The following is a 25788-nucleotide window of genomic DNA, read 5'->3' as shown; positions in this document are numbered from 1 at the left end:
TGTCGGCGGGTACCTGCCCGGGCGCCTCGCCCTACGAGGCGCCCGGAACGCCGCCCCGCAGATGCCGGCCCAGCAGCCGCAGCTCCGTCCAGGCCCCGTCGTCCGTACCGTCCCCGAGCGGGTAGTGCAGGGCCGGGGCGGAGGCGGGGCCGAGCTGCACCGGCCGCCCGGCGACCGGCGGGCGGCGGGCGTGGGTCAGACCGATGCCGTGCACGTCACGGGCCCCGAGGGTGAAGGCCACCGGGGTGGGCGGCGCCTGGAACCGAGGGGGCGTGGTCAGGTCGCGGGGGGCCCGGCGCAGCGACGTGAGCATCGTCGCCAGACCGTGGTCCGCGGCCAGGGTCCCGGCCAGCGACTCGATCCGGTCCGTGGGCGGGGCCTCGTCCGCTGCGTAGCCGACGGTCAGGGTGACGTCCTCCTCGACCCCGCCCTCCGTGCGCGAGATCCGCAGCGAGGCCGTCGCCGGGCGGCCGGGGTGTCCGACGGCGAGCAGATGGGTCGGCGCGGGCGCCCTGTCGCGCGCCAGATCGGTCAACTGACGCGGGGACCAGGGCAGATTGACGGGTTCGGCGGTGCCCCAGCCGCCCGGTGCGGCCCCGGTCAGCGTGCGCCAGGCCGTCTCCAGCGCCCGGCCCAGGACCAGGTCGGCGGCGGCCGGCCGCAGGGTGCGGAACGCCACCACGAGCTGCCGTTCCGCGGTCGGTTCCACCCTGGCGAACGCCTCCGCGACCACGGCCGCGCCGTCGGCGGTGACCACGGGCGCGAACGTGCCGTCCCGCCAGCGCAGTACCGCCCCGGACAGGCCGTCGTAGTAGCCCTGCGCCGGATCCTGGACGACCCAGCGGTTGGGCGCCTGCAGCAGCGTCGCACGGGCGGCGGCGGTGAGGCGGACATGCGGCGGGGTGACGATCTGCAGGGCGCGTCCCGAGGCCGCCGCCGTCCGGAAGACCTCCGACAGCCACGGCGTCAGGGCGAGCACGGGCCGGTCGGCCAGCACCACCGCCGTGCTGTCCGTCAGCACGTCCACCACGGGCTGACCGTCGTCCGGCGCGACGACGGCCGTGACGTCGACGACCCTTGTGTCCGCCGCTCCCGCGGGCCACACGCCGCCGTCGAGCAGCAGGGCGAGCCGCCCGCAGACGGAGCCCGCCAGCCGCTCGGCCTCGGGCGCCGCGGTCGAGGCCCGGGCCTCGGTCCACCAGAACGGCACCGGAGCCGTCCGCCCGAGCAGGCGTTCGGCCTCGCCCGGCACCTGGACCAGGACCGGGGCCTCCACGGACACCAGCGGCCGGCCGTCCGGCCCGCGCAGGTGCAGGACCGCGCCGTCGGCTCCGGCGCTCACGTCCGCGCCGGGGCCGCCCGCGTAGAGCCCGGCCAGCAGGGCCCAGGTGTCGGGCATCTTCCGGGTGAGCGCGATGACGTCCTTGGTCACGTGGTCCCCTCCGCGGCGAGGGCGGTCTGCATCAGCAGGTGGGAGCGGCCGCGGCGGACGAGGGTGCCGCGCCCCGGCGGCTGCTGGGAGGCGTACAGGCCGGGAAAGAGCTGTCCCTCGGTACGGTCGCCGGTCATGACGAGAGCGGCGGTGCCGGTCTCGCGCAGGGTGGTCAGCAGCGGTTCGTACAGCGCGCGGGAGGCGCCGGCCGTGCGCCGGGCGAGGACGAAGTGCAGGCCGATGTCCTGGGCCGAGGAGACGTAGGGCAGGAACGGCGCCAGCGGCTGCTGTCCCGCGGTGGTGAGGATGTCGTAGTCGTCGACCAGGATGACGATGCGCGGTCCGCTGAAGGAGGGCGCGGTGTCGGGTGTGTCCGGGTCGGCCGTCTCCGGCAGGCGCTTCTCCAGCTCCGTGGCGATGCCCGTGGCCAGGGCGTTCGCCAGCTTGGCGTTGTGCGCGTAGCCGCCCCGGTACGGCTCGGGGACCGCGCCGCGCAGGCCGCGGCGCGGGTCGAAGACGCCGAAGACGAGCTCCTTGTCGGAGTACCGCTCGACGAGCTGGGTGGCGACGAGCTTCAGCAGGTTCGTCTTGCCGCACTCGTTGTCGCCGAGAACCAGCAGGTGCTGGTCGGCGCCGAACAGGTCGAGCGGGACGGGCGAGAGGGTCTCCTGGTCGACACCGAGGGGGATCCGCGCCGGTTCGGCGGCCGGCGAGGGCAGCCGGTCCGCGGGCAGACGGGTCGGCAACACCCGTACGGGCCGCGCCACGTCGCCGTGCCAGGTGGCCCGAACGGTACGCGCGGCCTCCTCCAGCGCGGCCGCCAGGTCGTCCGTCGTGGCACGACCGTCGACGCGGGGCAGCGCCACCTGGGCGAAGAGCTTGCCGTCGGTCAGCACCCGGCCGGGGGTGTCGGGGGACAGGGTCTCGGACAGCTTCCGGTCGACGGAGGAGTCCGCGGGGTCGTTCAGCCGCAGTTCGAGGCGGGTGCCGAACATCGACTGGGTGGCGATGCGGACGTCGTTCCAGCGCAGCATGCCGGCCACGACGTGGATGCCGTAGCCGCCGCCGCGTTTGAGCAGGTCGGCCACCGCGTCGTCGAGGTCGGCGAACTCGTCCCGCAGCGCGCCGAAGCCGTCGATCACCAGGACGACGTCGGTGGCGCCCAGTTCGGGCAGCCGGCCCAGGCCGCGCAGCCGGCGCAGTTCGTCGACCGAGTCGATCCTGTGCTCGCGGAACACCGCCTCGCGGTGCGTCAGCATGGCGCGCACCTCGGCGACGGTGCGGGCGGCCCGCTCGTGGTCGGCCCGCCCGGCGACCCCGCCGACGTGCGGCAGCCCGGCCAGCACGGACAGGCCGCCGCCGGCCAGGTCGAGTCCGTAGACGGCGACGTCGTCCGGGGTGTGGGTGAGGGCGAGCGAGAGGACGAGCGTGCGCAGCAGTGTCGTCTTGCCGGACTGCGGGCCGCCGATCACCGCCGCGTGCCCGCCCGCCACCGTCAGGTCCAGCAGCCACCCGCCCTGCCACTGCCGGGCGGGATCGTCGAGCACGCCGAGCGGCGGGCGCATCCCGCCCGCGGCGCCCGCCAGGTGCAGTCCGCGCTCGGAGACCCGCACCGGGCCGGCGGCCGCGTCGAGGGTGACGGCGTCCGGCAGCGGCGGCAGCCAGATCCGGCGGACGGGATGTGCCGCCGTGGCGAGTTGCCCGACCACCACGGACAGCACGGTGGGTCCGGTCTCGCGCTTGGTGGCGACCGGCTCGTCGACCACGGCCTCGGACGTCCGCTCCGGGCTGTAGGCGGGGTAGGGCAGGGCGAGCGGCCGGTCGCCGTCCTCCGGGTGCCGCTCGGGGCCGTGATGGGCGCCGGAGACGTAACCGGCCTTGAACCGCTGGTAGGTGGAGGTGTCCACCTTCAGGTAGCCGAACCCGGGCAGCGGCGGCAGGTGGAAGGCGTCGGTGGTGTCGAGGACCGTGCGGGACTCGTCGGCGGAGAAGGTGCGCAGACCCAGCCGGTACGACAGGTAGGTGTCGAGGCCCTTGAGCCTGCCGCCCTCGATGCGCTGGCTGGACAGCAGCAGATGCACGCCGATGGAGCGTCCGATGCGGCCGACGGACAGGAACAGGTCGATGAAGTCCGGTTTCGCGGTGATCAGTTCGCCGAACTCGTCGATGACCACGAAGAGGTGCGGGAGGGGTTCCAGGTCGGGGCGCTCGGTGGCGCGCAGGGCGGCGTAGTGGCCGATGTCGGCGACGCTGCCCGCGTCCTTGAGTACCTGCTGGCGGCGCTTGACCTCGCCGGCCAGGCTGGTGTGGACGCGTTCGACGAGGCCGGCCTGGTTCTCCAGGTTGGTGATTACGCCGGCCACGTGCGGAAGTCCGGTGAACGGGGCGAAGGTGGCGCCGCCCTTGTAGTCGACGAGGACGAGGGCGAGATCCTCGGGGGAGTGGGTGGCCGTCAGCGCGAGCACCAGGGTGCGCAGCAGTTCGCTCTTGCCGGAGCCGGTGGCGCCGACGCACAGCCCGTGCGGGCCCATGCCGAGCTGCGAGGACTCCTTGAGATCCAGCAGCACCGGCTCCTGGCGGTCCGTCAGGCCGATCGGCACGCGCAGGAAGTCCCGTTCGCCGCGCGGCGCCCACAGCCGCTCCAGATCGAGGGCGGCCGGGTCGTCGATGCCGAGCAGGGCCGGGAAGGCGACCGGTCCGGTGACCGGCGTGCCCTCGGCGGCCGACTCCGCGGACAGCCGCAGCGGGGCCAGCATGCGGGCGATCCCCTCGGCCCCGGCCGCGGTCACGGCGTCGGCGGTGCCCCGCGCGCTGCCGCCGCCCAGGTCGTCCACGACCACCTGGTCGCCGTCGACGCTGATGCGCACGCTCACCTGACCGGGCTCGTGCACCTGCCGCTCCAGCAGGTGCAGCACCGTGATGCCCAGGTCCGCCGGGCCGGCCGCCGAATCCGGGCTGGGCAGCTCGGCGGCCGGCTCACCGTAGGAGTCGTGGACGACGAGCAGCCGGGACGTCGCCCGCAGCGCGTCCCGGTCGGCGAGGCCGCGCCGCACCTCGGCCGCGTAGCCCGCCCGCCGCCCCAGCTCGTGCCGGAACCGGTGGGCGAGCTGCGGCAGACTCGGCACGATCCGCCGGGCGGCGACGGGACCGTCGTACTCCTGGGCGTCCAGGACGTGGGGCAGCCACTTGGCCCACTCCCACTCCGCCAGCCGGTCGCCGGGCACCGCCAGACCGACGGCCAGGTCGTCGGGCGCGTGCGTCACGGCTGCCTGCACGAGCAGGGCGCGCGCCACCCGCAGGACGCCCTCCCGGTCGCCGACGACGCTCACGTTCCCCGCCCGGTCCAGGGGAACGGTGAGCGGGAAGTCCGGGGCGGCGGCGAAGCGGCTCTGCAGCGCGCGGGCCTCGTTGAGCATGAACGGATCCGGCGGCGTCAGCACCCCGCCGGCGCCGCTCTGGCCGATCGTCACCTCCTGTGCGGTCACCTCGCCCGTGCCCAGCCTCGGGTGCAGGAAATCGGCGTCCTGGCGGCGGCGCTCCCACAGCCGGGCCGGGTCCCGCACCACGTCGTACAGCGCCTCGGGCGGGGGGTTCACCTCGCGTGCCGCGCGCCGTCGCTCCCGTTCGGCCGTGCCCAGCTCCTCCCGCAGCTCCTCCAGATACTCCAGGTACCGCTCCCGCTGCACCCGTCGGGTGCGCTGCGCCTTGCCGCGCTGCGACAGGAACAGCGCCACCGCACCGAGCAGCGCGAAGACCAGGACGACCGCGCCGAGCACCGCGAACTGGCTGTTGCGGACGACCGCCATCATGATCACCGACCCCATGACGCCGGCCATCGGGAGCAGCGCCGTCGCCGCGTTGCCGAGCTTGCCCTCGGGCAGGTTGGGCGGAGGTTCCACGGCGCGCCGCGGTGCGGGCGGCAGCGGACGGGTGCTGCGGGCGGGGCGGTGGACGAGGCGCAGGGTCACGGGCCGGGCTTTCGACGTCGGCGGGCAGGACGGGCGGGCGGGCGCGATGTCACCGGACCCTCACCGCCCGGCGCATCGCCTCGGCCGCCAGCCCGAGCGCCGCGTCCCGGGTGGTACGGCCGAGCAGATCCGTACGGATGGGCCCGCCGCCGGCGAGGTGCCGGTCGTAGGGCAGGACGACGACGGTGGCGCCGGTCTCCTTCAGGTGCGCGGTGGCCGTCTTCACGTCCAGGAGCGTGTCGGGCGTGTTCGCGGTGAGGGCGACCACCGTCGTCGCCAGGGCGGAGTGCGGCAGCCCGGCCAGCCAGTCCAGTACCTGACGGGTACCGCCGACGCCTTCCGCGGTCGTGGGCGCGACGATCACCCTGGCGTGGGCGGTGTCCATCGCGGTGCGGGCCACCTCGCCGGGCAGCGTCTCGCAGTCGACCACCGTCACCGCGAAGTAGCGCCGCAGCGCGAGCGTCACCCTGCGGTACGTCGGCACGTCCAAGGGGGCGCCCACCCGGCCCTGGCTCGCGGGCAGCAGCCAGCCGCCGTCGGCCACGGGCACCAGGTAGCCGGTGACGTCGGTCAACTGCATGGCGGGGGTCAGGATCCGCGCCAGGTCGACGCACGACCACCGCACCGACTCCGCGCCCATCCGCACCGCGAGCGTGCCGAGCGCGGCGTCGGCCTCCAGGGTGAGGACCGGATCGTGACGGTAGTGGTTGAAGGCCCGGCCGAGCAGCGCCGCGACCGTGGACTTTCCGACACCCCCGCGGATGGAGGTGACGGCGATGATCCGCCCGGTGGTGACCGGCTGCTGCAACTCCTCGGCAAGACGGGTCCGTTCGGCCACGTCCTGGGAGACGGAGGAGGCCAGCCCGCGCAGCGAACGGCCGGTGCGGCGGCCGAGCGAGTCGCCGTGCCGGGGGCGGCCGAGGGCGATGGCGAGGCGGGGGTCGACCGTGGGCACGGACTCCGGCGCGGGGACGGCGGGGGCCGACTCCGGCGCGGGGGAGGGGCGCCGGGGGCCGGCCGGGGGGACGGGCGCGGGCGTGCGGGGGTCGGCTGGTCGAGTGGGGTGGGGTTCCGGCTGCCGGTACTCGACGGGCGGAGCGGGGTTCGGAGTGGGACGGGGTTCCGGTTGCCGGCGTTCGGCGGGCGGAGTGGGCTCGGGTTCCGGCTGCCGGGGCTCGGGCCGGGCGGAGTGGACGAGGCGCAGGGTCGGCTCGCCGGCGCCGCGTGCCGGAGCCGCCTGCCGCCCCAACTCCCGCAGCACATCCCGCTGCCAGTCGCCCCCGTCTACGCCCTCGCCTCCGTCTGCGCGCCGGCCTTCGCCTCCCGGCCGCTGCTCCCCCTGCGCCCTGCCGTCTGGCTGCGCCATGCCGTCCCGCTCCCTCAAGCGAAGGTGCCGAGCAGACGCCCGTACACGCCGAAGACCCCGATGAGCAGCGGGAGCAGTGCCATGACGCCGACGGACTCGAGCAGGTCGCCCGCCCGCCGCAGCCGCACCCGCACGTGTTCGGACGGCTGGACGGCGAGGACGGCCAACGGCAGCACGGCCAGCGCCGCGAGCACGATCAGCGGCGTTCCCGCCGTGCCGGACCGCTCCGACCACACCGACACCAGCCGCACGGCCACCACGGAGCCGCCCGCCAGCACCGCCACCACCTCCGCGACCAGGGGAAACGCCCGGGCCCGGAGGGTCAGCACCACGGCCGTGACGGCGGCGAGCAGCACCGTCCACACCGAGGGCGCGCGCAGCGCCCACACACCCGCCACCGTCGCCGACACGGTGAGGACGACCGTGGCGAGCGCCAGCCCACGATGGGCTGCCGCCAAGGCCGCGGAGACCTGGTGACGGCTCACCGACACCCCGCCCGCGCGCCGGTCGTCCAGCCCCGAGAGCCCGGACGCCATGAGCGCGAGACGCGGCAACAGCCCCAGCACCACCACGGAGACGACGGCGAGGACGGCACCCACCCGGGCCTGCTGGCCGGCCGTTCCCGCGCCGTGCTGCACGGCGGCGACCGTCTCCCAGCCGAGCACGGTGACGGCCACCGCGCCCGCCCCGACCACCGCGCCGCGGCCCAACGGCGTGCACAGCCCGAGCAGGACCAGGGCCGCCACCGCCACTGCGGACACGCCCGCGACCCGCAGTGTGCCCGGCCAGCCCTGTGCGTCGGCGAGGCTGAACACACCGAGTACGCCCAGCACCCCGGCGACGCAGACGAGGGTGGCGGCGATCCCGCGCCGCCCGGCCCGCCCGAGCAGGGCCCCGGCGAGCGCGGCGACCGCGGCCGGGACGAGCAGCCCAATGGCGACGGTGTCCGGCGGGCAGGCGTTCCGCGCGAACAGGCCGGCGGCGCCCGCCCACCCCACGGTGGCGAGCCCCGCGGTGACCCGCCGCGCCTGCGGTCCCCACCGCCACGCCCGGCCGCCCAGGTCCTCGGCGACCTCGTCGCTGACGTCGTGCACGACGGGCGCCGAGGGCGCGTCCTCGGCCCGCACGAGCCGCAGCACGGCGCCGTCGCGGACGCCCGCGGACTCCAGCGTGCTGTCGTGGTCGAGCGCGGAACCGTCCGTGGTCACGAGATGCCGGGGTTCGGGACGCTCACCCACTCGGTCGTCCAGCAACCGCAGAATCTCGGGCAACAGCAGCCCGACGGGCTCCCGCGCCGGCAACACCAGATCGATACGACGCCGCTCACCGACCAGGGTGACGCGGCTGAGGACGACCCCGGTCCCACTGGCCGTCGTATGCCTCAACGCCCCCGCAGACATCACGTGTTCGAACCTATCACCGGGCGGAAGGGCTGCCCGAAGGCACGGACGACTGCACGGACCCGCCGTACGGACTCTTCCCGACCACCCGGTGCGACACGAACGACCACCCCACGCACCCGGCGCACAACACGGCCGCGATCACCACTCCGGCGAACACCTTTCCCACCCGCTCGTCGACGGAACGCCGTTGCCGCTGCGCCCCGAAGAGCAGAGCGTCCCGCAGACGCCGCCGCCGCACCGACACCGACTCCAGCAACTGACTGTCGTAGTCCTGCGCTGTCATGTCTCGAATTCTCAAGTTTCCAGTTCGCCCGCCCAGGCGAACTCCAGGAGGGCTTTGGGGAGATAGTCGGACTCGACCTCGACGGCCATGTCCGCGTCGTGGGCGAGGCAGGCGATGGCGAGGGGGCCGAGGGCGACCAGACCTTCGCTGCTCGCGGCCCGGTCCTCGTCGGCGGTCCAATATTCCCCGTGCCAGCGCAGCGCGTCAGCCAGGGCCTCATTGAACTGCCCGACATCTCGCTGCAGGTAGCGATAGAAGAGGATGATCGGCGGGTAGAGGATCTTCGACATCAATTCCGCATCGGCGATCCGCGTCGCCTCGGGGGCTGTGCCGTCGACTGCGGCCACCAGCTTGTCGCCCACGCCGTCCTGGCCCAGCCAGAACCGTTGCAGGGTCTCCACCCACGCATAGATGTACTCGTCGAAGACCTGCCCGGAGTCACGGAGCAGTGAGATGGGCACCTGAGCCAACTCGTTCAGCTTCTGGTTCTCACGGCAGATCAGCGCGAGATAGAACGAGGTGACCCAGGCGCCGGCATGAGCGTGGGGCTGAGGCCCGGTTGCCGGCAGGTTTCTCACCTTGCCCTCGATGAGACGGGGAACGGGACCTTCGAGCGCGGTGACCGAGGCGAACAGTGCGGAGCCGACCTGCATCGCCGCGACCCAGGCCTCCCACGTGTCGATCTTCGAGGCCGTCGGGTCCACAGCGCAGTGCGTCTCTGCAAAGATCAAACTAGTACTCAAGGCCTGGGAGCGTCCGACGTCATCAGGATCTTCAAGCTCGTCGAGCAGCCAGCTCACGGTCTCGCCGAGCACCGCCAACCCTTCTGCTGCGTTGTCCGTCGGGTAGTGGTGGCGGGGAACCCTTGTGACCACGGGGCGCTCCTCTAGTAGATCTTGAAGTGTTCCAGCATGGCACCAGCGTAGGAACCAGTGTTCTCCTCCGCCTTCACCATGACGTACTGCAGCTTCTTGTTCTTCATCGCCTTGAGGAGCTGAAGTGCGAGTTGACCGTCCCTGGGCGAGCGGGCGGCCCGTCGCTGCATTTCAGCGATGATCGTCTGCACGTATTCCTTCGTGCCCTGTTTGACCATCATGCCGCTGGCAGCCCCGGCGCCCTTGCGCCAGAGGAGGCCGCCCTGCGGAGCCTTCGCCTCCACTATCAACAGGTCACCGTCGTCGAGCCGGTACAACTGGTCAAACGCGTTTGCTCCGTTGGGTGTCTTCGGAAGATCGATCCAGTGAGCGCCAGGGAACTTCTCCGGGATGACGTGGTACCTGGCCGCGTCCTCGCCGAGCCTTTCACCCAGCGAACTGTTGTTCGGTCGATCGCCGAAGGCGTGCTGAGCATCATGCAGAGCCTGCTGAGTGGCAGCGGAGGGGCGCTTCGAGAATGCCTTCTCCGCGGCGGTCAGGTCCATGGACAGCTTGCGATCTCTCGCCACCTTGTCGAGGTGATCGACGTGGTCGACGCCGACCGACGTCCTCGGGAGCTTCTGCGGGTTCAACCTGACCTCGGACGGGGCGGAGGGCAGCGAGTGCTTGGCCACCCAGTTGCCGTTACTGTCCTTGGCCAGCACCGGAAGCTCGACGCCGTCCACCTTCTTGGCGGCCTCCAGGCGGTGGCCGTCGGTGGGGCGGTAGTGCTCCTCGAACCACGCCTTGTCGTTGTTCGCCTTCCAGATGTGCTCATCAAGGATCTTTTTCCGCTGCACGGGAGTCAGCTCCGACTGCTCACCACTGCCGTGCCCACCGGACGGGCTTCCCCCGTTGCCGCCGCTGCCGTGGCCGCCTGCAGTGCTGCTGGGGCCGTCGGTTGCGTGTGTGGAGGCGCCGGGTGCCGGCACCGTGTCCGTGCCGTGGGACCCGGCGTGCGCCGTGGCGCTTCTGCCGCCGTGAGTCGTAGCGTCGCTGGTGGCATGTGCCGCCTCGCCCCCGGCATGTGCCGCGGCACTCCCGCCCGCCCCCACCGGCACCGCCTCCCCGTGCGGCAGGCTGTGCTCGAGCATTGCCCGGTCCGCGGCCGAGAGTTCCACCGTGGCCGCCGCCCGCGTGCCGTCCGGTTTGATGACCGAGCCGTCGTCCAGGTTCAGGCGTGTTCCGTCCGGCCACTCGATGTGGTTGCCGACCACGACCGGGACGTCGTCGGCGATCCTCAGCACGCTGCCGTCCGGCTGGAGCCTCCCGGCCCCCGAGAGGACGTCGGTGTATGCCCCGGTCCGCAAGTTCTTCAGACTGCCGAAGAGGTCGGCCACCTTGACCGTGCCGAACTTCGCCGCCCTGCCGATGTACGTCATCGGGTCGACCAGCCGACTCGCCTTGCCGAGCGCGCCGATCGTCCGCGCGACGGCGCCGCCCTTGGCCGCGGTGCCCGCGCCGCCGGTGAAGACGGTCGTGAGCACGTTGAAGGTGACCGCGCCGCCGGCCCGTGCCGGGTTCCTGCCCCACTCGTCGTAGGCGATCAGCGCCTTGCCGGCCTCGGTCACCGTCCGGCGGGAGTCGCGCAGGTAGGCGGGCAGCTTGTCGTCGGGCAGCAGCCAGTACGCCGCCCCCAGCGGCGAGAGCGTGATCCCGAGGCCGGTCACGAGCTTGCCGAGCCCCTTCCAGGCCTCGCCCATCGCGTCCAGGCCGTCGAAGCCGACCAGTGTGCCGAGTCCGCGGATCGTGCCCCACACGCCGTCGACGAAGAAGCCCTTGCCGAACTCCACGACCTGGTGGCCCAGCCAGTCCAGGCCGTGCCGCTCCTTCTCGACCGTCCTGCCCCAGGGCAGTTCGTCGGAGGAGTCGAGGAGATCCTCGGTGAAGCCGTAGGTGGACGTGCCTCGCTCGAGGAGGCGTTTCTGTGCGCCGTCCTCCACGATCAGCGTCGAGCCGTGCACCAACGCCGTGATCTTGTTGTGGCAGGTGATCTCGGCCTGCCAGAAGGCCGCGGTGGCGGCGTTGACGTCGTGCACGAGGTCGTTGTTGAGCTGGACGTTGTCGTCGTCCTCACGCCAGTGGTCGTCGCCCGCGATGTCCGCCCGGAAGGTCTCCGCCCGCGCCTTCAGGCTCTTGAGCTTGGCCACCAGCGGCTGGATCTCCGCCTCGTAGGCGCTCAGCGCCGCGCCCACCTTCTCCAGGTCGTCGGCGAACCGGTCGGCCTTGGCCGCGACGGGAGCCGTCGTCGCGAAGAGCTGCTCCGCCTCCGGGGCCGAATAACACGAGGACAGGCCCTGGAACTTGGCGTGCACGTCCGCCCCGGCGAACCGGAAGGCGGACGCCTCCGCGGTCAGCAGCAGGGCGTCGGTGCCCAGCTGCTCCAGGTCGCCGGTGAACTGCGGGATGTTCTGCGGATCGATGAGGTCGGCGCTCACTGACCCCCCTGCGGTCCCTTGACCCCGGGCAGGTCGATCTTGGGCTCCTTCAGCGCGTTCGCCTGCGCCTTCGCGGCCATCTCCAGATCGCCCTTGACGTATTCGCTGGTGGCGGTGGCCGCACCGCTCAGGGAGTTCGACGTGCGCACCGCCACGTACGTGAGGTCCTTCTGGTACGCCTCGAAGAACTCACCCAGCGCCGCCGCGACCGGCCCCTGCACCCCGCTCTTCTCGACACCGCCCTGCTGGATCGTGCCGGCGGACTTCGCCGCGCTCGGCAGGGTCTCACCGAGCGCCTTGCCGGTGTTCGAGAGCCCCTCGGCGGCCTTCCCCGTCTCGTTCAGGACGTGCTGCACGCCCGAGGGCGAGATGTCCCACCCCGTCATGTGGATCCCCCGTGAAGTTCAGGCACTTGCCGTCGCCGTCGCCATGACACATCCGCCATGACACATCCGCGTCAACCGATGTTGTCGACCGCCGCCCGCGCCTTCGCCATTGTCGACTGCGCGGTCCCGTCGTTCTCCTCGAGCGTGGTGCGGACGAGGTGGATGATGTTGCGCACCTCGGTCGCGGCGTGGTTCCAGCGGACCTCCTTGCCGTGGTACTCGTCCGAGACGCCGTCGGCCTGGAAGTCGGCCATCGCGGCCTTCACCGCACGGTCACGGTCGGACAGCACCCGCTCCAGCTGGCCGATGATGCCCTGCAGGCTGCCCTGCACCTCGCTGGAGGCGCCGGTGTCGTACGAGCGGCGGTCCTGACTCTGACCCATCGTCACAATCCCCCTGTTTCCTGTCGGCCGTGTCTACCGGCCGCCGAAGCGGGCGGCGTCGAAGTTGGCCGCGCCCATGTTCTTGGTGGCGTTGTCCCGGGTCTCGACGTCACCGGTACCGAAGGCAGTGTCCATGCCGCTCTGACCGCCGAGGATCGCGCCGAGCGAGCTGTTCAGCGCGTTGGTGATCTCGTCAGCCCTGGCCTTGAACGAGTCGAAGGCGACCTTGCCGGACCCGTTGAACTTGCCCTCCAGCGGCTCCGCCGCCTGGATCAGCCACCGGATCAACGTGCCCAGGTCGTCACTGGAACCGACCGTGCTCCTGCCGAGCTCCGACAGGGTCGTCGACCCCATGTCGAACTTCACATGCCCACCCCCGTGCATCACGTAATAATCAAAGAATCACAGCGCGTTCGCGCATGTTGCATCACAACAGGTTGCACACGCAACGCAGTTGATCGTGGTGTGGCAGGATCCGGACATCTCCGCGACGTGATCACCGCACCGCTTCGCCGACCGGGGACAGGCACCCGCCGGGCCCGGAAAAAATTCCGCGCACGCGTGCAACCCTCACCGCGCCTCGTGGGTCGTACGTGGCATCAGGGCTTCTGGGTGGGGATCCGGGGGGATCGCGGGGGTTCTGAACGGGAGGGGAAACCGAGGGGGTTCGGCCGACGGGCCGGGCCCCCTCGAAGCATGTTCACGGGCGGATCTTCGGGGCAGCGGACGGGCGCCCCGTCTCGTCACGCGGGCCGCGCAGCTGCTTCCTCGTCACGGCCGCCCGTGCAACTCCTCGACCTCCCTCGCCGTAGGGAACGACTCCTGGGCTCCCCGTCGGGTGACCGCCACCGCTCCCACCCGGGCCGCGTACCGGGCCGCTTCCGGCAGGGGCGCGCCGGTTCCCAGGCGGTAGGCCAGCGCCGCCGTGAACGCGTCGCCCGCGCCGGTCGTGTCCACCGCGTCGACCCGCACGGGCGGGACGTGGCCGACGCCCGCCGAGGACGCGACCAGGGCGCCCCGCGCGCCCAGCGTCACCACCACCGAACGCGGGCCCTTGGCGAGCAGCAGCCGCGCCCAGTCCTCCGGCCGGTCGCTCACGCACGCGTCGCCCAGGATCACCCTGGCCTCGTGCTCGTTGACGATCAGCGGGTCGCAGGCCGCCAGCACCTCGCCCGGCAGCGGCCGCGGCGGGGACGGGTTCAGCACGAAACGGCTGTCCGGCGTCAGGCTGCGGACCACCTCCACGACCGTCTCCAGCGGGATCTCCAACTGGGTGGAGACCACCCGTGCCGCCTGGAAGAGGCTCGCGGCCGTCCGGACGTCCTGCGGGGTCAGCCGGCCGTTCGCGCCCGGCGAGACCACGATGCTGTTGTCCCCCGACGGGTCCACCGTGATCAGCGCGACCCCGGTCGGCGCCCCGCCCACCAGCACGCCCACCGTGTCGACCCCGGCCGCCCGCTGCGAGTCCAGCAGCAGCCGGCCGTGGGCGTCGTCGCCGACCCGGGCCAGCAGGACGGTACGGGCTCCGAGCCGGGCCGCCGCGACCGCCTGGTTCGCGCCCTTGCCGCCCGGGTGCACGGCCAGGTCGGAGCCGAGCACGGTCTCCCCGGCGCCCGGCCGGCGCTCGACTTCGATCACCAGGTCGGCGTTGGCCGACCCCACGACCAGCAGGTCGTAGTCGTACATGAGGGTCCCCGTCCCGTCGTCCTCGTCCCGTGATCCTCGTTCTTCAGGGTTCTTCAGGGTCCTTCAGGGTCTTTGGGGACCACCTTCACCGGCACCCCGGGGGCGCACCGCGGGACGCAGGGGCCCGAGACCGGATCGTGATGTCAGAGCCCGGGGGTAGCGTCGGATCATGTCCAATCAGGCGGGGAGTCCCTCCCAACCGGGGGAGCGGCGCACGGCCGTGCTCGAGGGCGTGCTCGAGCGCATCACGTACGCCAACGAGGAGAACGGCTACACGGTCGCCCGGGTCGACACCGGCCGCGGCGCGGGCGACCTGCTGACGGTCGTCGGCGCGCTGCTGGGCGCCCAGGTCGGCGAGTCGTTGCGGATGGAGGGCCGCTGGGGCTCGCACCCCCAGTACGGCAAGCAGTTCACGGTCGAGAACTACACGACGGTGCTGCCGGCCACCGTTCAGGGCATCCGCCGCTACCTGGGCTCCGGCCTGGTCAAGGGCATCGGGCCGGTCTTCGCCGACCGCATCACCCAGCACTTCGGCACCGACACCCTGAGGATCATCGAGGAGGAGCCGAAGCGCCTGATCGAGGTGCCCGGACTCGGTCCCAAGCGCACCAAGAAGATCGCCGACGCCTGGGAGGAGCAGAAGGCCATCAAGGAGGTCATGCTGTTCCTCCAGACGGTCGAGGTCTCGACGTCCATCGCGGTGCGCATCTACAAGAAGTACGGCGACGCCTCCATCTCCGTCGTGAAGAACCAGCCCTACCGGCTGGCGGCCGACGTCTGGGGCATCGGCTTCCTGACCGCCGACAGGATCGCCCAGTCCGTCGGCATCCCGCACGACAGCCCGGAGCGCGTCAAGGCCGGTCTGCAGTACGCGCTGTCGCAGGCCACCGACCAGGGCAACTGCTACCTGCCCGAGGAGCGGCTGATCGCGGACGCGGTGAAGCTGCTGCAGGTCGACACCGGCCTGGTCATCGAGTGCCTCGCCGAGCTGGCGGCGCCCCCGGAGGAGGGGGAGGACCCCGGTGTCGTACGGGAGAAGGTGCCCGGACCGGACGGCGGGGAGCCCGTCACCGCGATCTATCTCGTCCCGTTCCACCGTGCCGAACTCTCCCTCTCCGCACAGCTGTTGCGTCTGCTGCGCACCGACGAGGACCGGATGCCGGGCTTCCGCGAGGTGGCCTGGGACAAGGCGCTGGACTGGCTGCGGGGCCGCACCGGGGCCGACCTCGCCCCCGAGCAGGAGGCCGCCGTCAGGCTGGCGCTGACCGAGAAGGTCGCCGTGCTCACCGGCGGTCCCGGCTGCGGCAAGTCCTTCACGGTCCGCTCGATCGTGGAGCTGGCCCGCGCCAAGAAGGCCCGGGTCGTGCTCGCCGCGCCCACCGGCCGGGCCGCCAAGCGCCTGGCCGAGCTCACCGGCGCCGAGGCCTCCACCGTCCACCGCCTGCTGGAGCTGAAGCCCGGCGGCGACGCGGCCTACGACCGGGACCGTCCGCTCCAGGCCGACCTGGTGGTGGTCGACGAGGCCTCCATGCTGGACCTGCTGCTGGCGAACAAGCTGGTCAAGGCGGTCCCGCCCGGCGCCCACCTGCTGTTCGTCGGGGACGTCGACCAGCTGCCCAGCGTCGGCGCCGGCGAGGTACTGCGCGATCTGCTCGCCGAGGGCAGTCCGGTCCCGGCCGTCCGGCTCACGCGCGTGTTCCGCCAGGCCCAGCAGTCCGGCGTGGTCACCAACGCGCACCGGATCAACGCCGGGCAGCACCCGGTCACCGACGGCATGAAGGACTTCTTCCTCTTCGTCGAGGACGACACCGAGGCGGCCGGACGGCTCACGGTGGACGTGGCGGCCCGGCGGATCCCGGCCAGATTCGGCCTCGACCCGCGCCGGGACGTGCAGGTGCTCGCGCCGATGCACCGCGGGCCGGCGGGCGCCGGCACGCTCAACGGGCTGCTCCAGCAGGCCGTCACCCCCGGCCGTCCCGATCTGCCCGAGAAGCGCTTCGGCGGCCGGGTCTTCCGGGTCGGAGACAAGGTGACCCAGATTCGCAACAATTACGAGAAGGGTGAGAACGGTGTCTTCAACGGCACCGTGGGCGTGGTCACCTCGCTGGACCCGGTCGACCAGCGCCTGACGGTGCTGACGGACGAGGACGAGGAGGTCCCGTACGAATTCGACGAGCTGGACGAACTGGCCCACGCGTACGCGGTGACCATCCACCGCTCCCAGGGCAGCGAGTATCCGGCCGTGGTGATCCCGGTGACCACCGGCGCCTGGATGATGCTCCAGCGGAACCTGTTGTATACGGCGGTCACCCGGGCGAAGAAGCTGGTCGTCCTCGTCGGTTCACGCAAGGCGATCGGCCAGGCGGTGCGCACGGTGTCCGCGGGACGCCGCTGCACGGCGCTCGACTTCCGGCTCGCCCCCGGGCCCCTGTAGGCCCCCGCGGGCGGCTCCCGGGGCAGGCATCGTAAAAAATGATCGATCAAATGAGTCGCCTAGGTCACACAGCACTTCCGGATGAGCAACAGAGGGGGCAGGATGAGCAAGTTGACGGCACTGAGTGCCGTCCATAGGCCCGATGGTCGACCCCGAGTGCACTCTCCTGAGCCAATTGGGGGATGGTAGAGACAGTCAGGGCAACCTCGAAGATGAGGCACTACGTCGGTGAGGGAAGACGTGAGCGACAACTCTGTAGTACTGCGGTACGGCGACGGCGAGTACACCTACCCGGTGATCGACAGCACCGTCGGCGACAAGGGCTTCGACATCGGGAAGCTCCGCGCCCAGACCGGTCTGGTGACCCTGGACAGCGGCTACGGCAACACGGCCGCCTATAAATCCGCGATCACCTACCTCGACGGCGAGGGGGGCATTCTCCGGTACCGCGGCTACCCGATCGAGCAGCTGGCCGAGCGCTCCACCTTCCTGGAGGTCGCCTACCTGCTGATCAACGGCGAGCTCCCGACCGTCGACGAGCTGTCGTCCTTCAAGAACGAGATCACGCAGCACACCCTGCTGCACGAGGACGTCAAGAACTTCTACCGGGGCTTCCCGCGTGACGCCCACCCGATGGCCATGCTGTCGTCGGTGGTCTCCGCGCTGTCCACGTTCTACCAGGACAGCCACAACCCGTTCGACGAGAAGCAGCGCAACCTCTCCACGATCCGTCTGCTCGCCAAGCTTCCGACGATCGCGGCGTACGCGTACAAGAAGTCGATCGGCCACCCGTTCGTCTACCCGCGCAACGACCTCGGCTACGTCGAGAACTTCCTGCGCATGACCTTCTCCGTGCCCGCGCAGGAGTACGACCTCGACCCGACCGTGGTCTCCGCGCTCGACAAGCTGCTGATCCTGCACGCGGACCACGAGCAGAACTGTTCGACCTCCACGGTCCGCCTGGTGGGCTCGTCGCAGGCCAACATGTTCGCGTCCATCTCGGCCGGCATCAACGCGCTGTGGGGCCCGCTGCACGGCGGCGCCAACCAGTCCGTCCTGGAGATGCTGGAAGGCATCCGGAACGCCGGCGGCGACGTCGACTCCTTCATCCGCAAGGTGAAGAACAAGGAGGACGGCGTCCGGCTGATGGGCTTCGGCCACCGGGTCTACAAGAACTTCGACCCGCGCGCCAAGATCATCAAGGCCGCCGCGCACGACGTGCTGTCCGCCCTCGGCAAGTCCGACGAGCTGCTGGACATCGCGCTGAAGCTGGAGGAGCACGCGCTCTCCGACGACTACTTCGTCTCGCGCAGCCTCTACCCGAACGTGGACTTCTACACCGGCCTGATCTACCGCGCGATGGGCTTCCCGACCGAGATGTTCACGGTCCTGTTCGCGCTGGGCCGGCTGCCGGGCTGGATCGCCCAGTGGCACGAGATGATCAAGGAGCCGGGCTCCCGCATCGGCCGCCCCCGCCAGATCTACACGGGCGTCGTCGAGCGCGACTTCGTGCCGGTCGAGGAGCGCTGACCCGGAGCCGAGGGTTCGGGCGCGCGGAGGCGTGAATCGCTGAGCGCGGTCGGGTCCTCGGCGTCGGCCCGGCGCCCCGGAGGCGGACCGGGCCACGAGAAGCAAAGCAGAAGGCGCCCTGGCGCCGGTCCCCCCACGGGCCGACGACCAGGGCGCCTTCCCATGTCCCGGTGCGGATTCCCCCCACGGGATCCGGCCGGGCGTCTGTGAGGACAGCGCCTGAATCGCTGTGTACAACAAGCGGTCGAACAGTTGAAGCGGTTGAGCACTTGAAGCGGTCGAACAGTCGAAGCGGTTGAGCAGAACGAGCAGAAGTCGCCGTACCGCTCGGTGTGCGATCTGCCGGGACAGCGCACGCACGGGAGGGCCGCTCAAAGCTTCCCGCTGTACGTGTCCCGGCAACGCATCTCCGGGGAAAGTCCCCCAAGACATTCCCCAGATGTCAGCCGACGCCCCCCAAGACGCCTTCTGACATCGCCAACTTAGACCTTCGAGCCCCCTCGATGGTTACGTTCACATCACTGTGATCTGCGTCTCTTGCATCTGTCCGTTAGATGCGCAAGAGCCCCGATACGGCGACCGGGACTCAAGCGTAAGGATGATGCGCGAGCCTTGTGAAGAGCTTATGTGGTGCCGAGGCAGGACTCTAGAGGGACTTTTACTTCCGCCCGCACCAACCCGCCGGTAATAAAATCGCCGGCCGTCGGCGGAACGTTCCCTCGGCGGAACATCAGCGGAACGTCCGCAGCCGCAGACTGTTCGTCACCACGAACACCGACGAGAAGGCCATCGCGGCCCCCGCGATCATCGGGTTGAGCAGCCCCGCGGCGGCCAGCGGCAGCGCGGCCACGTTGTATCCGAAGGCCCACACCAGGTTGCCCTTGATGGTCGACAGCGTGCGGCGGGAGAGCCGGATCGCGTCCGCGGCCACCCGCAGGTCCCCGCGCACCAGCGTCAGGTCGCCCGCCTCGATCGCCGCGTCCGTCCCGGTCCCCATCGCCAGGCCCAGGTCGGCGGTGGCCAGCGCGGCCGCGTCGTTGACGCCGTCGCCCACCATGGCCACGCTGCGCCCCTCGGCCTGGAGGCGCCTGACGGCGTCGACCTTGTCCTCCGGAAGCACCTCGGCGATCACGTCGTCGGGGTCGATCCCGACGGCCCGCGCCACCGCCTGGGCCACCGCCCGGTTGTCCCCGGTCAGCAGCATCGGCGTGAGCCCCAGCGCCCGCAGCTCGCGCACGGCCTCGGCGCTGGTCTCCTTGACCGCGTCCGCGACGGCCACGACACCGCGTGCCACTCCGTCCCAGCCGACCACGACGGCCGTACGGCCGTCCCGCTCGGCCTCGTCCTTGGCGCGGGCCAGGTCCGCGGGCAGGTCCCCGAAGAGTCGTCCCACGGCCACCTCCAGGCCCTCCACGCGCCCGCGTACGCCCCGTCCGGGCACGTTCTCGAACGCCTCGACCTCCGGGAGCCGCCCGACGCGCTCCTCGGCGCCCGCGGCCACCGCCCGGGCGACCGGGTGCTCGGAGGCGTGCTCCACGGCGCCCGCGAGCCGCAGCACCTGCTTCTCGTCGGCGCCGTCGGCGGCGTACACCTCCTGGAGGGTCATGCGGCCGGTGGTGACGGTGCCGGTCTTGTCGAGGACGACCGTGTCGACGCGCCGGGTGGACTCCAGCACCTCGGGGCCCTTGATGAGGATGCCGAGCTGCGCGCCGCGCCCGGTGCCGACCATCAGCGCGGTCGGCGTGGCCAGCCCCAGCGCGCACGGGCAGGCGATGATCAGCACCGCGACGGCCGCGGTGAACGCGGCGACGGTGTCACCGGTGGCGCCGAGCCATCCCCCGAAGGTGGCGAGCGCGATCCCGATCACGACGGGCACGAACACCGCGGAGATGCGGTCGGCGAGCCGCTGCACCTCGGCCTTGCCGTTCTGAGCGTCCTCCACCAGCCTCGCCATCCGGGCGAGCTGGGTGTCGGCGCCGACCCGGGTGGCCTCGACGACCAGCCGGCCCCCGGCGTTCACCGTCGCGCCGGTGACGGCGTCGCCGACGGTCACGTCGACCGGCACCGACTCGCCGGTCAGCATGGCGGCGTCCACCGCGGACGTGCCCTCGACCACGGTGCCGTCGGTGGCGATCTTCTCCCCGGGCCGTACGACGAAACGGTCGCCGACGGCCAGCTGGGACACCGGCACCCGGACCTCGCGGCCGGCCCGCAGTACGGCCACGTCCTTGGCGCCGAGTTCCATCAGCGCCCGCAGGGCCGCTCCGGCGCGGCGCTTGGAGCGGGCCTCCAGGAAGCGGCCGAGCAGGATGAAGGCGACGACGCCGGAGGCGACCTCCAGATAGATCGTGGACGTGCCCTGGGCGCGGGAGACGGTGAAGCTGAACTCGTCCCGCATGCCGGTCATGCCCGCGTCACCGAAGAACAGCGCCCACAGCGACCAGGTGAACGCGGCCAGCGTGCCGACCGAGACGAGGGTGTCCATGGTGGCGGCGCCGTGCCGGGCATTGGTCCAGGCGGCCCGGTGGAAGGGCAGGGCGCCCCAGACGACCACGGGGGAGGCGAGGGTGAGCGCCAGCCACTGCCAGTTGTCGAACTGCAGGGCCGGGATCATGGACATCAGCACGACCGGGGCGGCCAGCAGGGCGGAGACGGTGAAGCGCTGCCGGTAGGCGGCGAGTTCGGGGTCCTCCGGCGTCGTCTCCCCGGTGGACTCCGGCTCCGGCTGCGGCGGCGCGGGTTCCTCGGCGGTGTAGCCGGTCTTCACCACGGTGGCGATCAGGTCGGCGACCTGCACCCCGGCCGGGTAGCTGACCTTGGCCTTCTCCGTCGCGAAGTTCACGGTCGCCGTGACGCCGTCCATGCGGTTGAGCTTCTTCTCGACGCGGGCCGCGCAGGAGGCGCAGGTCATTCCGCCGATCAGCAGCTCGACCTCGGAGTGGCCGTCCTGGTCCGCCGGTGTGCGGGCGGTGGTGCTGGTCATGTCCGGACTCCAGACATCGGACCGGACCGCGCGGACGCAGTATCAGCTGGTCGGCACGGCCGGTCGGAGAACAGGTGCTGTCGGTCAGACAGTACCGACGAGCTCGTAGCCGGCCTCGTCCACCGCGGCGCGCACCGCGGCCTCGTCGAGGGGGGCCGCGGAGACCACGGTGACCTCGCCGGTCGAGGCGACGGCCTTCACCGAGCTGACGCCGGGGATCTCGGAGATCTCGCCGGACACGGAGCCCTCGCAGTGTCCGCAGCTCATGCCGCTCACCTTGTAGACGGTGGTGACGGAACCCGGGGTGTCGGACTGGGCGGTCATGTCTCTCTCCTCGTCGAGGCGGGTGGGACTGTGGGGGCCCGCGGGGACCTCCACCATGTCCACTGTACCCCTAGGGGGTATTTCTCCAAGGATGCCCGCCGCCGCGGGCCCGCCGGGCCCTCCCTCTAGAGTTCCGCGAGAACGCGGTGATCTCCAGGAGCCGAGGCCAGGGCGTATCCGGACAGGCCCCTGCGCGGACGAACCGGACAGGCCCCTGGGGCGGACGAAGGCGAGGCGGCGGATGCGCGCAGTGGTGTTCGAGCGGTACGGGGAGCCGGCCGAGGTGCGGGACGTGCCGGATCCGCGGCCCGCCCGGCACGGCGTGGTCGTGCGGGTCGAGGCCACCGGCCTGTGCCGCAGCGACTGGCACGGCTGGCAGGGCCACGACCCGGACATCACGCTGCCGCACGTGCCCGGCCACGAGCTCGCCGGTGTCGTCGAGGCGGTGGGCGACCGGGTCACCGGCTGGCGCCCCGGCGACCGGGTCACCGTGCCGTTCGTGTGCGCCTGCGGCACCTGCGGCGCGTGCGCGGCGGGGGAGCAGCAGGTGTGCGAGCGGCAGACCCAGCCCGGCTTCACCCACTGGGGTTCCTTCGCGCAGTACGTGGCGCTGGACCACGCCGACGTGAACCTGGTCGCCGTACCGCCGGAGCTGTCGTCCGCGACGGCGGCCTCGCTCGGCTGCCGGTTCGCGACGGCGTTCCGTGCGGTGGTGCAGCGGGGCCGGGTGGCCGCGGGGGAGTGGGTCGCCGTGCACGGCTGCGGGGGAGTGGGCCTGTCCGCGGTGATGATCGCGGCGGCGTCGGGCGCGCGGGTCGTCGCCGTCGACGTGTCGCCCGGGGCGCTGGAGCTGGCGCGGCGGTTCGGCGCGGCGCACTGCGTGGACGCGTCGCGCACGCCGGACACGGCGGACGCCGTGCGCGAGCTGACCGGTGGCGGCGCCCACCTCTCCCTCGACGCCCTCGGCTCGCCCGCCACCTGCGCCGCGTCCGTGAACGGCCTGCGCCGTCGCGGCCGGCACGTGCAGGTGGGCCTGCTGCCGTCCCCGGACGGCACGACGGCCGTCCCGATGGCCCGCGCGATCGCCCTGGAGCTCGACGTCCTGGGCAGCCACGGGATGGCCGCCCACACCTACCCCCCGATGCTGGAGCTGGTGCGGGCGGGCGTGCTGCGCCCCGATCTGCTGGTGACGTCGACGATCCCGCTGGACGCGGTGCCGGAGGCGCTCGCGGCGCTCGGCACGGCACCCGGAGCGGGGGTGACCGTCATCGCGCCGTGGGACTGATGGCGGCCGGGGGACGGCGCCGGGGAGGTCAGTCCTCCCGGCGCCCGCGGTTACGGGGCCGGGAGGCGACCCAGGCGCGGACGGTGTCGGCGTACCAGTAGGGCTTGCCGCCCTCGACGTGGTCGGGCGGCGGCAGCAGCCCGTGCTTGCGGTAGGACCGCACGGTGTCCGGCTGCACCCGGATGTGCGCCGCGATCTCCTTGTACGACCAGAGCCTTCGGTCGGTCATGAACTGCACCTCCCCGCGCGCACCGCGGTGGCGGCCGGGGGCGGCCGTCGGGGGGACCGGGCGCTGCGCTGGCGATCAGGAACCCTGTGCCCAACGAGACACCGTGACCGGGGGCAGTGGCTGTGCGCCGGGTGTGACGACCCGCCCGCGAATATGCGACATGTGTGACACACGGGTGGCGTTTGTGACACGAGTGCAGCAAAGGCGTACGCGGGCTCACCGGCGCGGCGCGTTGACGCGGGCGTACGTGGGCGATCAGCGATGTGGGCGATCAGCGATGCGGTCCCGGGCCGTGTCCGGGCTGCGGGCCTGTGCGGTGGGTCCGAGCGGCGGGCCGGTCGGCCGGTGAGCCGGCGCGGCGGACGGGCCAGGGATTCCCCGAACATGGCAAGCGCTGTCAAAGGACTCGTCCGAATGTCTGGACAAACCATTGACACGACTGACCGTGCGGAGCTACAAACGCCGGAGAGCCGATGCGAAGGGAAGCCGATGGCGTACGACCTGATCACCATGGGGCGGATCGGGGTGGACCTGTACCCCCTGCAGACCGGTGTCCCGCTGCCGCAGGTGACGAGCTTCGGCAAGTTCCTCGGCGGCTCGGCGGCCAACGTGGCGGTCGCCGCGGCCCGCCTGGGCCGCCGCAGCGCGGTGATCACCCGGACCGGCGACGACCCCTTCGGCGTCTACCTCCACGAGGCCCTGAAGGGCTTCGGCGTGGACGACCGCTGGGTCACCCCGGTCCCCGGTCTGCCCACGCCCGTCACGTTCTGCGAGATCTTCCCGCCGGACGACTTCCCGCTCTACTTCTACCGGCAGCCGAAGGCCCCCGACCTGGAGATCGACGCCCACGAACTCGACCTCGACGCCGTCCGCGAGGCCCGCGTCTTCTGGGTCACCGGCACCGGTCTGAGCGAGGAGCCGAGCCGCACGGCGACGCTGGCCGCCCTCGCCCACCGGGCCAAGGCCGGCACCACCGTCTTCGACCTCGACTGGCGCCCCATGTTCTGGCGCGATCCCGACGCGGCCCGCCCCTTCTACCGGGAGGCCCTCCGTCACACCACCGTCGCCGTCGGCAACCTGGACGAGGTGGAGGTCGCCACCGGCGTGCGCGAGCCGCACGCCGCCGCCCGCGCCCTGCTGGACGCCGGCGTCGAACTCGCGGTCGTCAAGCAGGGGCCCAAGGGCGTCCTCGCCGTCGACAGCAGGGGCGGGACCGCCGAGGTGCCCCCGCTGCCGGTCGACGTGCTCAACGGCCTCGGCGCCGGCGACGCCTTCGGCGGCTCCCTGTGCCACGGCCTGCTGGAGGGCTGGGACCTGGAGACGGTCATGCGGCACGCCAACGCGGCCGGCGCGATCGTCGCCTCCCGTCTGGAGTGCTCCTCCGCCATGCCGACCACGGACGAGATCGAGGCCGCCCTGAAGGCCGGAGCGGTCCGGTGAGGGCCGGCCGCGTCACGGGCACCCACCCCGAGGACACGCGCACCGCAGGCCCCGCGCCCGCCCGGGTGGACGTGGCCGAACTGGTACGCATCCGCGCCCGCCACCCCGAGGCGATCGCGGAGGCCGCCGCCCGCCGCACCCGGCGCCCGCTGCTCGGCGACACCGGCCGGCTGATGATCGTCGCCGCCGACCACCCGGCCCGCGGCGCCCTCGGCGTCGGCGACCGCCGGTTCGCCATGGCCGACCGCGCCGACCTGCTCCGGCGCCTGTGCCTGGCCCTGTCCCGCCCCGGCGTGGACGGCGTCCTCGCCACCGCCGACATCCTGGACGACCTGCTGCTGCTCGGCGCCCTCGACGGCAAGGTCGTGATGGGCTCCATGAACCGCGGCGGCCTGCAGGGCGCCCGCTTCGAACTCGACGACCGCTTCACCGGCCACCGCCCGGAGGACATCGACCGCCTCGGATTCGACGCCGGCAAGCTGCTGCTGCGCATCGACTACGACGACCCGGGCTCCCTCGCCACCCTGGAGTCCGCCGCCCGCGCCGTGGACGCCATGGCCGCGCGCCGGCTCCCCGTCTTCGTCGAGCCGTTCATCAGCCGCCGCACCGACGGCGGCGGACTGCGCAACGACCTGTCCGCCGAGGCGGTGACCAGGTCCATCGCCATCGCCTCCGGCCTGGGCGGCACCTCGGCCTACACCTGGCTGAAGGTGCCGGTCACCGACGACCCCGACGAGATGGCGGAGGTCATGGCGGCCTCCACGCTGCCCGCGGTCCTGCTCGGCGGCGACATCGGCGACGGAGCCGAGGACCGGGCGGCGGCGTACGAGAAGTGGCGCCGGGCCCTGCGGCTGCCGACCGTGCGGGGCATGGTGGCCGGCCGTTCGCTGCTGTACCCGGCGGACGGCGACGTGGCCGCCGCGGTGGACGCCGCCGTGGACCTGCTGTGAGGCCGCCGTATGAGCGACATGGGCGACATGAACGACATGAGCGACGAGCCGCGGGTGCTCCCGCGACACGTCGGATGTACCGTGCAAACAGGTTCTGAGGAACCACAACTCCCGGACGGGGCAAGCGTGTTCGCGTCGGACACCGGCGCGGCGCACGCCCCCCGAGACCTCCGGGTCCAGATCGCCTCCGGCGCGGGAGACCGCTTCGCCCTGGCAGGAGCGAAGTGCGAGCGACGACTCCCCGCCCGCTACGGCCCCGCGCCGGAGGTCCCGAACGGCTTCGGCCGCACACGCGTGTCTCCCCGGCGTGAAAGCGCACCCGACGGCTTTCACCCGGACCGTACGGAGGGATGA

Annotated in this window: 20 protein-coding genes; 6 read left to right on the top strand and 14 right to left on the bottom strand. The window is 72.2% G+C overall.

The window, feature by feature from the left end:
* Positions 1 to 31: 31 nt before the first annotated feature.
* The 11 genes from ACZ5GT_RS10010 to ACZ5GT_RS09960 form a co-directional block, all read right to left on the bottom strand.
* Positions 32 to 1432, bottom strand: a complete 1401-nt coding sequence (locus ACZ5GT_RS10010; RefSeq protein ID WP_469018133.1) for a DUF6177 family protein — start codon at positions 1430 to 1432, stop codon at positions 32 to 34.
* Positions 1429 to 5400 carry a type VII secretion protein EccCa gene (gene eccCa, locus ACZ5GT_RS10005; RefSeq protein ID WP_469018130.1) on the bottom strand — a complete coding sequence of 1324 codons (3972 nt, stop codon included), beginning with the start codon at positions 5398 to 5400 and terminating at the stop codon, positions 1429 to 1431. Before eccCa ends, ACZ5GT_RS10010 begins: the two co-directional genes overlap by 4 nt.
* 49 nt (positions 5401 to 5449) lie before the next feature.
* Positions 5450 to 6766 carry a hypothetical protein gene (locus tag ACZ5GT_RS10000; protein ID WP_469018127.1) on the bottom strand — a complete coding sequence of 439 codons (1317 nt, stop codon included), beginning with the start codon at positions 6764 to 6766 and terminating at the stop codon, positions 5450 to 5452.
* A 14-nt stretch (positions 6767 to 6780) separates the two neighbouring features.
* Positions 6781 to 8166 carry a type VII secretion integral membrane protein EccD gene (gene eccD, locus ACZ5GT_RS09995; protein WP_469018373.1) on the bottom strand — a complete coding sequence of 462 codons (1386 nt, stop codon included), beginning with the start codon at positions 8164 to 8166 and terminating at the stop codon, positions 6781 to 6783.
* Between the two features lie 16 nt (positions 8167 to 8182).
* Positions 8183 to 8452, bottom strand: a complete 270-nt coding sequence (locus ACZ5GT_RS09990; RefSeq protein ID WP_324783977.1) for a hypothetical protein — start codon at positions 8450 to 8452, stop codon at positions 8183 to 8185.
* A gap of 11 nt (positions 8453 to 8463) precedes the next feature.
* A complete protein-coding gene (locus ACZ5GT_RS09985) occupies positions 8464 to 9327 on the bottom strand; it encodes an immunity 49 family protein (protein ID WP_469018115.1) in 864 nt (287 codons plus the stop codon).
* A gap of 11 nt (positions 9328 to 9338) precedes the next feature.
* The gene (locus ACZ5GT_RS09980; RefSeq protein WP_469018112.1) at positions 9339 to 11804 is read right to left on the bottom strand and encodes a hypothetical protein; all 2466 of its coding nucleotides are present in this window, start codon (positions 11802 to 11804) and stop codon (positions 9339 to 9341) included.
* Positions 11801 to 12190 (bottom strand): DUF6507 family protein, encoded by a 390-nt coding sequence (locus ACZ5GT_RS09975; RefSeq protein WP_469018108.1) that lies wholly within the window; start codon positions 12188 to 12190, stop codon positions 11801 to 11803. The genes ACZ5GT_RS09980 and ACZ5GT_RS09975 overlap by 4 nt, the downstream gene beginning before the upstream one ends.
* Positions 12191 to 12261: 71 nt before the next feature.
* Positions 12262 to 12573, bottom strand: a complete 312-nt coding sequence (locus tag ACZ5GT_RS09970) for a pore-forming ESAT-6 family protein (protein ID WP_324783973.1) — start codon at positions 12571 to 12573, stop codon at positions 12262 to 12264.
* Between the two features lie 33 nt (positions 12574 to 12606).
* Positions 12607 to 12939, bottom strand: a complete 333-nt coding sequence (locus tag ACZ5GT_RS09965) for a hypothetical protein (RefSeq protein WP_324783972.1) — start codon at positions 12937 to 12939, stop codon at positions 12607 to 12609.
* 405 nt (positions 12940 to 13344) lie between these two features.
* Positions 13345 to 14259, bottom strand: a complete 915-nt coding sequence (locus ACZ5GT_RS09960) for a ribokinase (protein ID WP_469018102.1) — start codon at positions 14257 to 14259, stop codon at positions 13345 to 13347.
* Positions 14260 to 14428: 169 nt separating this feature from the next.
* Here ACZ5GT_RS09960 and recD2 point away from each other — a divergent pair, with 169 nt between their 5' ends.
* Together recD2 and ACZ5GT_RS09950 are read left to right on the top strand one after the other, a co-directional pair.
* Entirely contained in the window at positions 14429 to 16693 is a 2265-nt protein-coding gene (gene recD2 / locus ACZ5GT_RS09955) for an SF1B family DNA helicase RecD2 (RefSeq protein WP_469018099.1), read from the top strand.
* A gap of 240 nt (positions 16694 to 16933) precedes the next feature.
* Positions 16934 to 18223: a citrate synthase gene (locus ACZ5GT_RS09950; RefSeq protein WP_469018096.1), complete on the top strand. Its 1290-nt coding sequence runs from the start codon at positions 16934 to 16936 to the stop codon at positions 18221 to 18223.
* A 730-nt stretch (positions 18224 to 18953) separates the two neighbouring features.
* Here the strand turns inward: ACZ5GT_RS09950 and ACZ5GT_RS09945 are convergent.
* Positions 18954 to 21206 carry a heavy metal translocating P-type ATPase gene (locus ACZ5GT_RS09945; protein ID WP_469018093.1) on the bottom strand — a complete coding sequence of 751 codons (2253 nt, stop codon included), beginning with the start codon at positions 21204 to 21206 and terminating at the stop codon, positions 18954 to 18956.
* Between the two features lie 84 nt (positions 21207 to 21290).
* Positions 21291 to 21530 (bottom strand): heavy-metal-associated domain-containing protein, encoded by a 240-nt coding sequence (locus tag ACZ5GT_RS09940; RefSeq protein ID WP_324783968.1) that lies wholly within the window; start codon positions 21528 to 21530, stop codon positions 21291 to 21293.
* A 241-nt stretch (positions 21531 to 21771) separates the two neighbouring features.
* Between ACZ5GT_RS09940 and ACZ5GT_RS09935 the strand changes: the two genes are divergently transcribed.
* Positions 21772 to 22815 carry a zinc-dependent alcohol dehydrogenase family protein gene (locus tag ACZ5GT_RS09935; protein ID WP_469018089.1) on the top strand — a complete coding sequence of 348 codons (1044 nt, stop codon included), beginning with the start codon at positions 21772 to 21774 and terminating at the stop codon, positions 22813 to 22815.
* Positions 22816 to 22843: 28 nt separating this feature from the next.
* Here ACZ5GT_RS09935 and ACZ5GT_RS09930 read toward each other — a convergent pair whose 3' ends face one another.
* Complete coding sequence (locus tag ACZ5GT_RS09930) at positions 22844 to 23044, bottom strand: helix-turn-helix transcriptional regulator (RefSeq protein WP_399408627.1); 201 nt, start codon at positions 23042 to 23044, stop codon at positions 22844 to 22846.
* 489 nt (positions 23045 to 23533) lie between these two features.
* On the opposite strand from ACZ5GT_RS09930, the gene iolC reads away from it, so the two are divergent.
* The 3 genes from iolC to ACZ5GT_RS09915 all read left to right on the top strand — a co-directional run bounded on the left by iolC (position 23534) and on the right by ACZ5GT_RS09915 (position 25788).
* Positions 23534 to 24484 (top strand): 5-dehydro-2-deoxygluconokinase, encoded by a 951-nt coding sequence (gene iolC, locus ACZ5GT_RS09925; RefSeq protein WP_469018080.1) that lies wholly within the window; start codon positions 23534 to 23536, stop codon positions 24482 to 24484.
* A gap of 65 nt (positions 24485 to 24549) precedes the next feature.
* A complete protein-coding gene (locus tag ACZ5GT_RS09920; protein WP_469018366.1) occupies positions 24550 to 25434 on the top strand; it encodes a Cgl0159 family (beta/alpha)8-fold protein in 885 nt (294 codons plus the stop codon).
* Positions 25435 to 25443: 9 nt separating this feature from the next.
* Positions 25444 to 25788, top strand: coding sequence for a 5-deoxy-glucuronate isomerase (locus ACZ5GT_RS09915; protein ID WP_469018077.1), 345 nt, complete (start codon positions 25444 to 25446; stop codon positions 25786 to 25788).

This window comes from Streptomyces sp. NPDC031340 (genome assembly GCF_055569945.1).
This window is presented reverse-complemented; position numbering and strand designations above follow the sequence as displayed.

Bases quoted from the DNA above. Each gene is read 5' to 3' on its own strand.
- ACZ5GT_RS10000 (WP_469018127.1), bottom strand. From the start codon at position 6,766: ATGGCGCAGCCAGACGGCAGGGCGCAGGGGGAGCAGCGGCCGGGAGGC.
- eccD (WP_469018373.1), bottom strand. From the start codon at position 8,166: ATGTCTGCGGGGGCGTTGAGGCATACGACGGCCAGTGGGACCGGGGTC.
- ACZ5GT_RS09990 (WP_324783977.1), bottom strand. From the start codon at position 8,452: ATGACAGCGCAGGACTACGACAGTCAGTTGCTGGAGTCGGTGTCGGTG.
- ACZ5GT_RS09975 (WP_469018108.1), bottom strand. From the start codon at position 12,190: ATGACGGGGTGGGACATCTCGCCCTCGGGCGTGCAGCACGTCCTGAAC.
- ACZ5GT_RS09970 (WP_324783973.1), bottom strand. From the start codon at position 12,573: ATGGGTCAGAGTCAGGACCGCCGCTCGTACGACACCGGCGCCTCCAGC.
- ACZ5GT_RS09960 (WP_469018102.1), bottom strand. From the start codon at position 14,259: ATGTACGACTACGACCTGCTGGTCGTGGGGTCGGCCAACGCCGACCTG.
- recD2 (WP_469018099.1), top strand. From the start codon at position 14,429: ATGTCCAATCAGGCGGGGAGTCCCTCCCAACCGGGGGAGCGGCGCACG.
- ACZ5GT_RS09945 (WP_469018093.1), bottom strand. From the start codon at position 21,206: ATGACCAGCACCACCGCCCGCACACCGGCGGACCAGGACGGCCACTCC.
- ACZ5GT_RS09940 (WP_324783968.1), bottom strand. From the start codon at position 21,530: ATGACCGCCCAGTCCGACACCCCGGGTTCCGTCACCACCGTCTACAAG.
- ACZ5GT_RS09935 (WP_469018089.1), top strand. From the start codon at position 21,772: ATGCGCGCAGTGGTGTTCGAGCGGTACGGGGAGCCGGCCGAGGTGCGG.
- ACZ5GT_RS09930 (WP_399408627.1), bottom strand. From the start codon at position 23,044: ATGACCGACCGAAGGCTCTGGTCGTACAAGGAGATCGCGGCGCACATC.
- iolC (WP_469018080.1), top strand. From the start codon at position 23,534: ATGGCGTACGACCTGATCACCATGGGGCGGATCGGGGTGGACCTGTAC.
- ACZ5GT_RS09915 (WP_469018077.1), top strand. From the start codon at position 25,444: ATGAGCGACATGGGCGACATGAACGACATGAGCGACGAGCCGCGGGTG.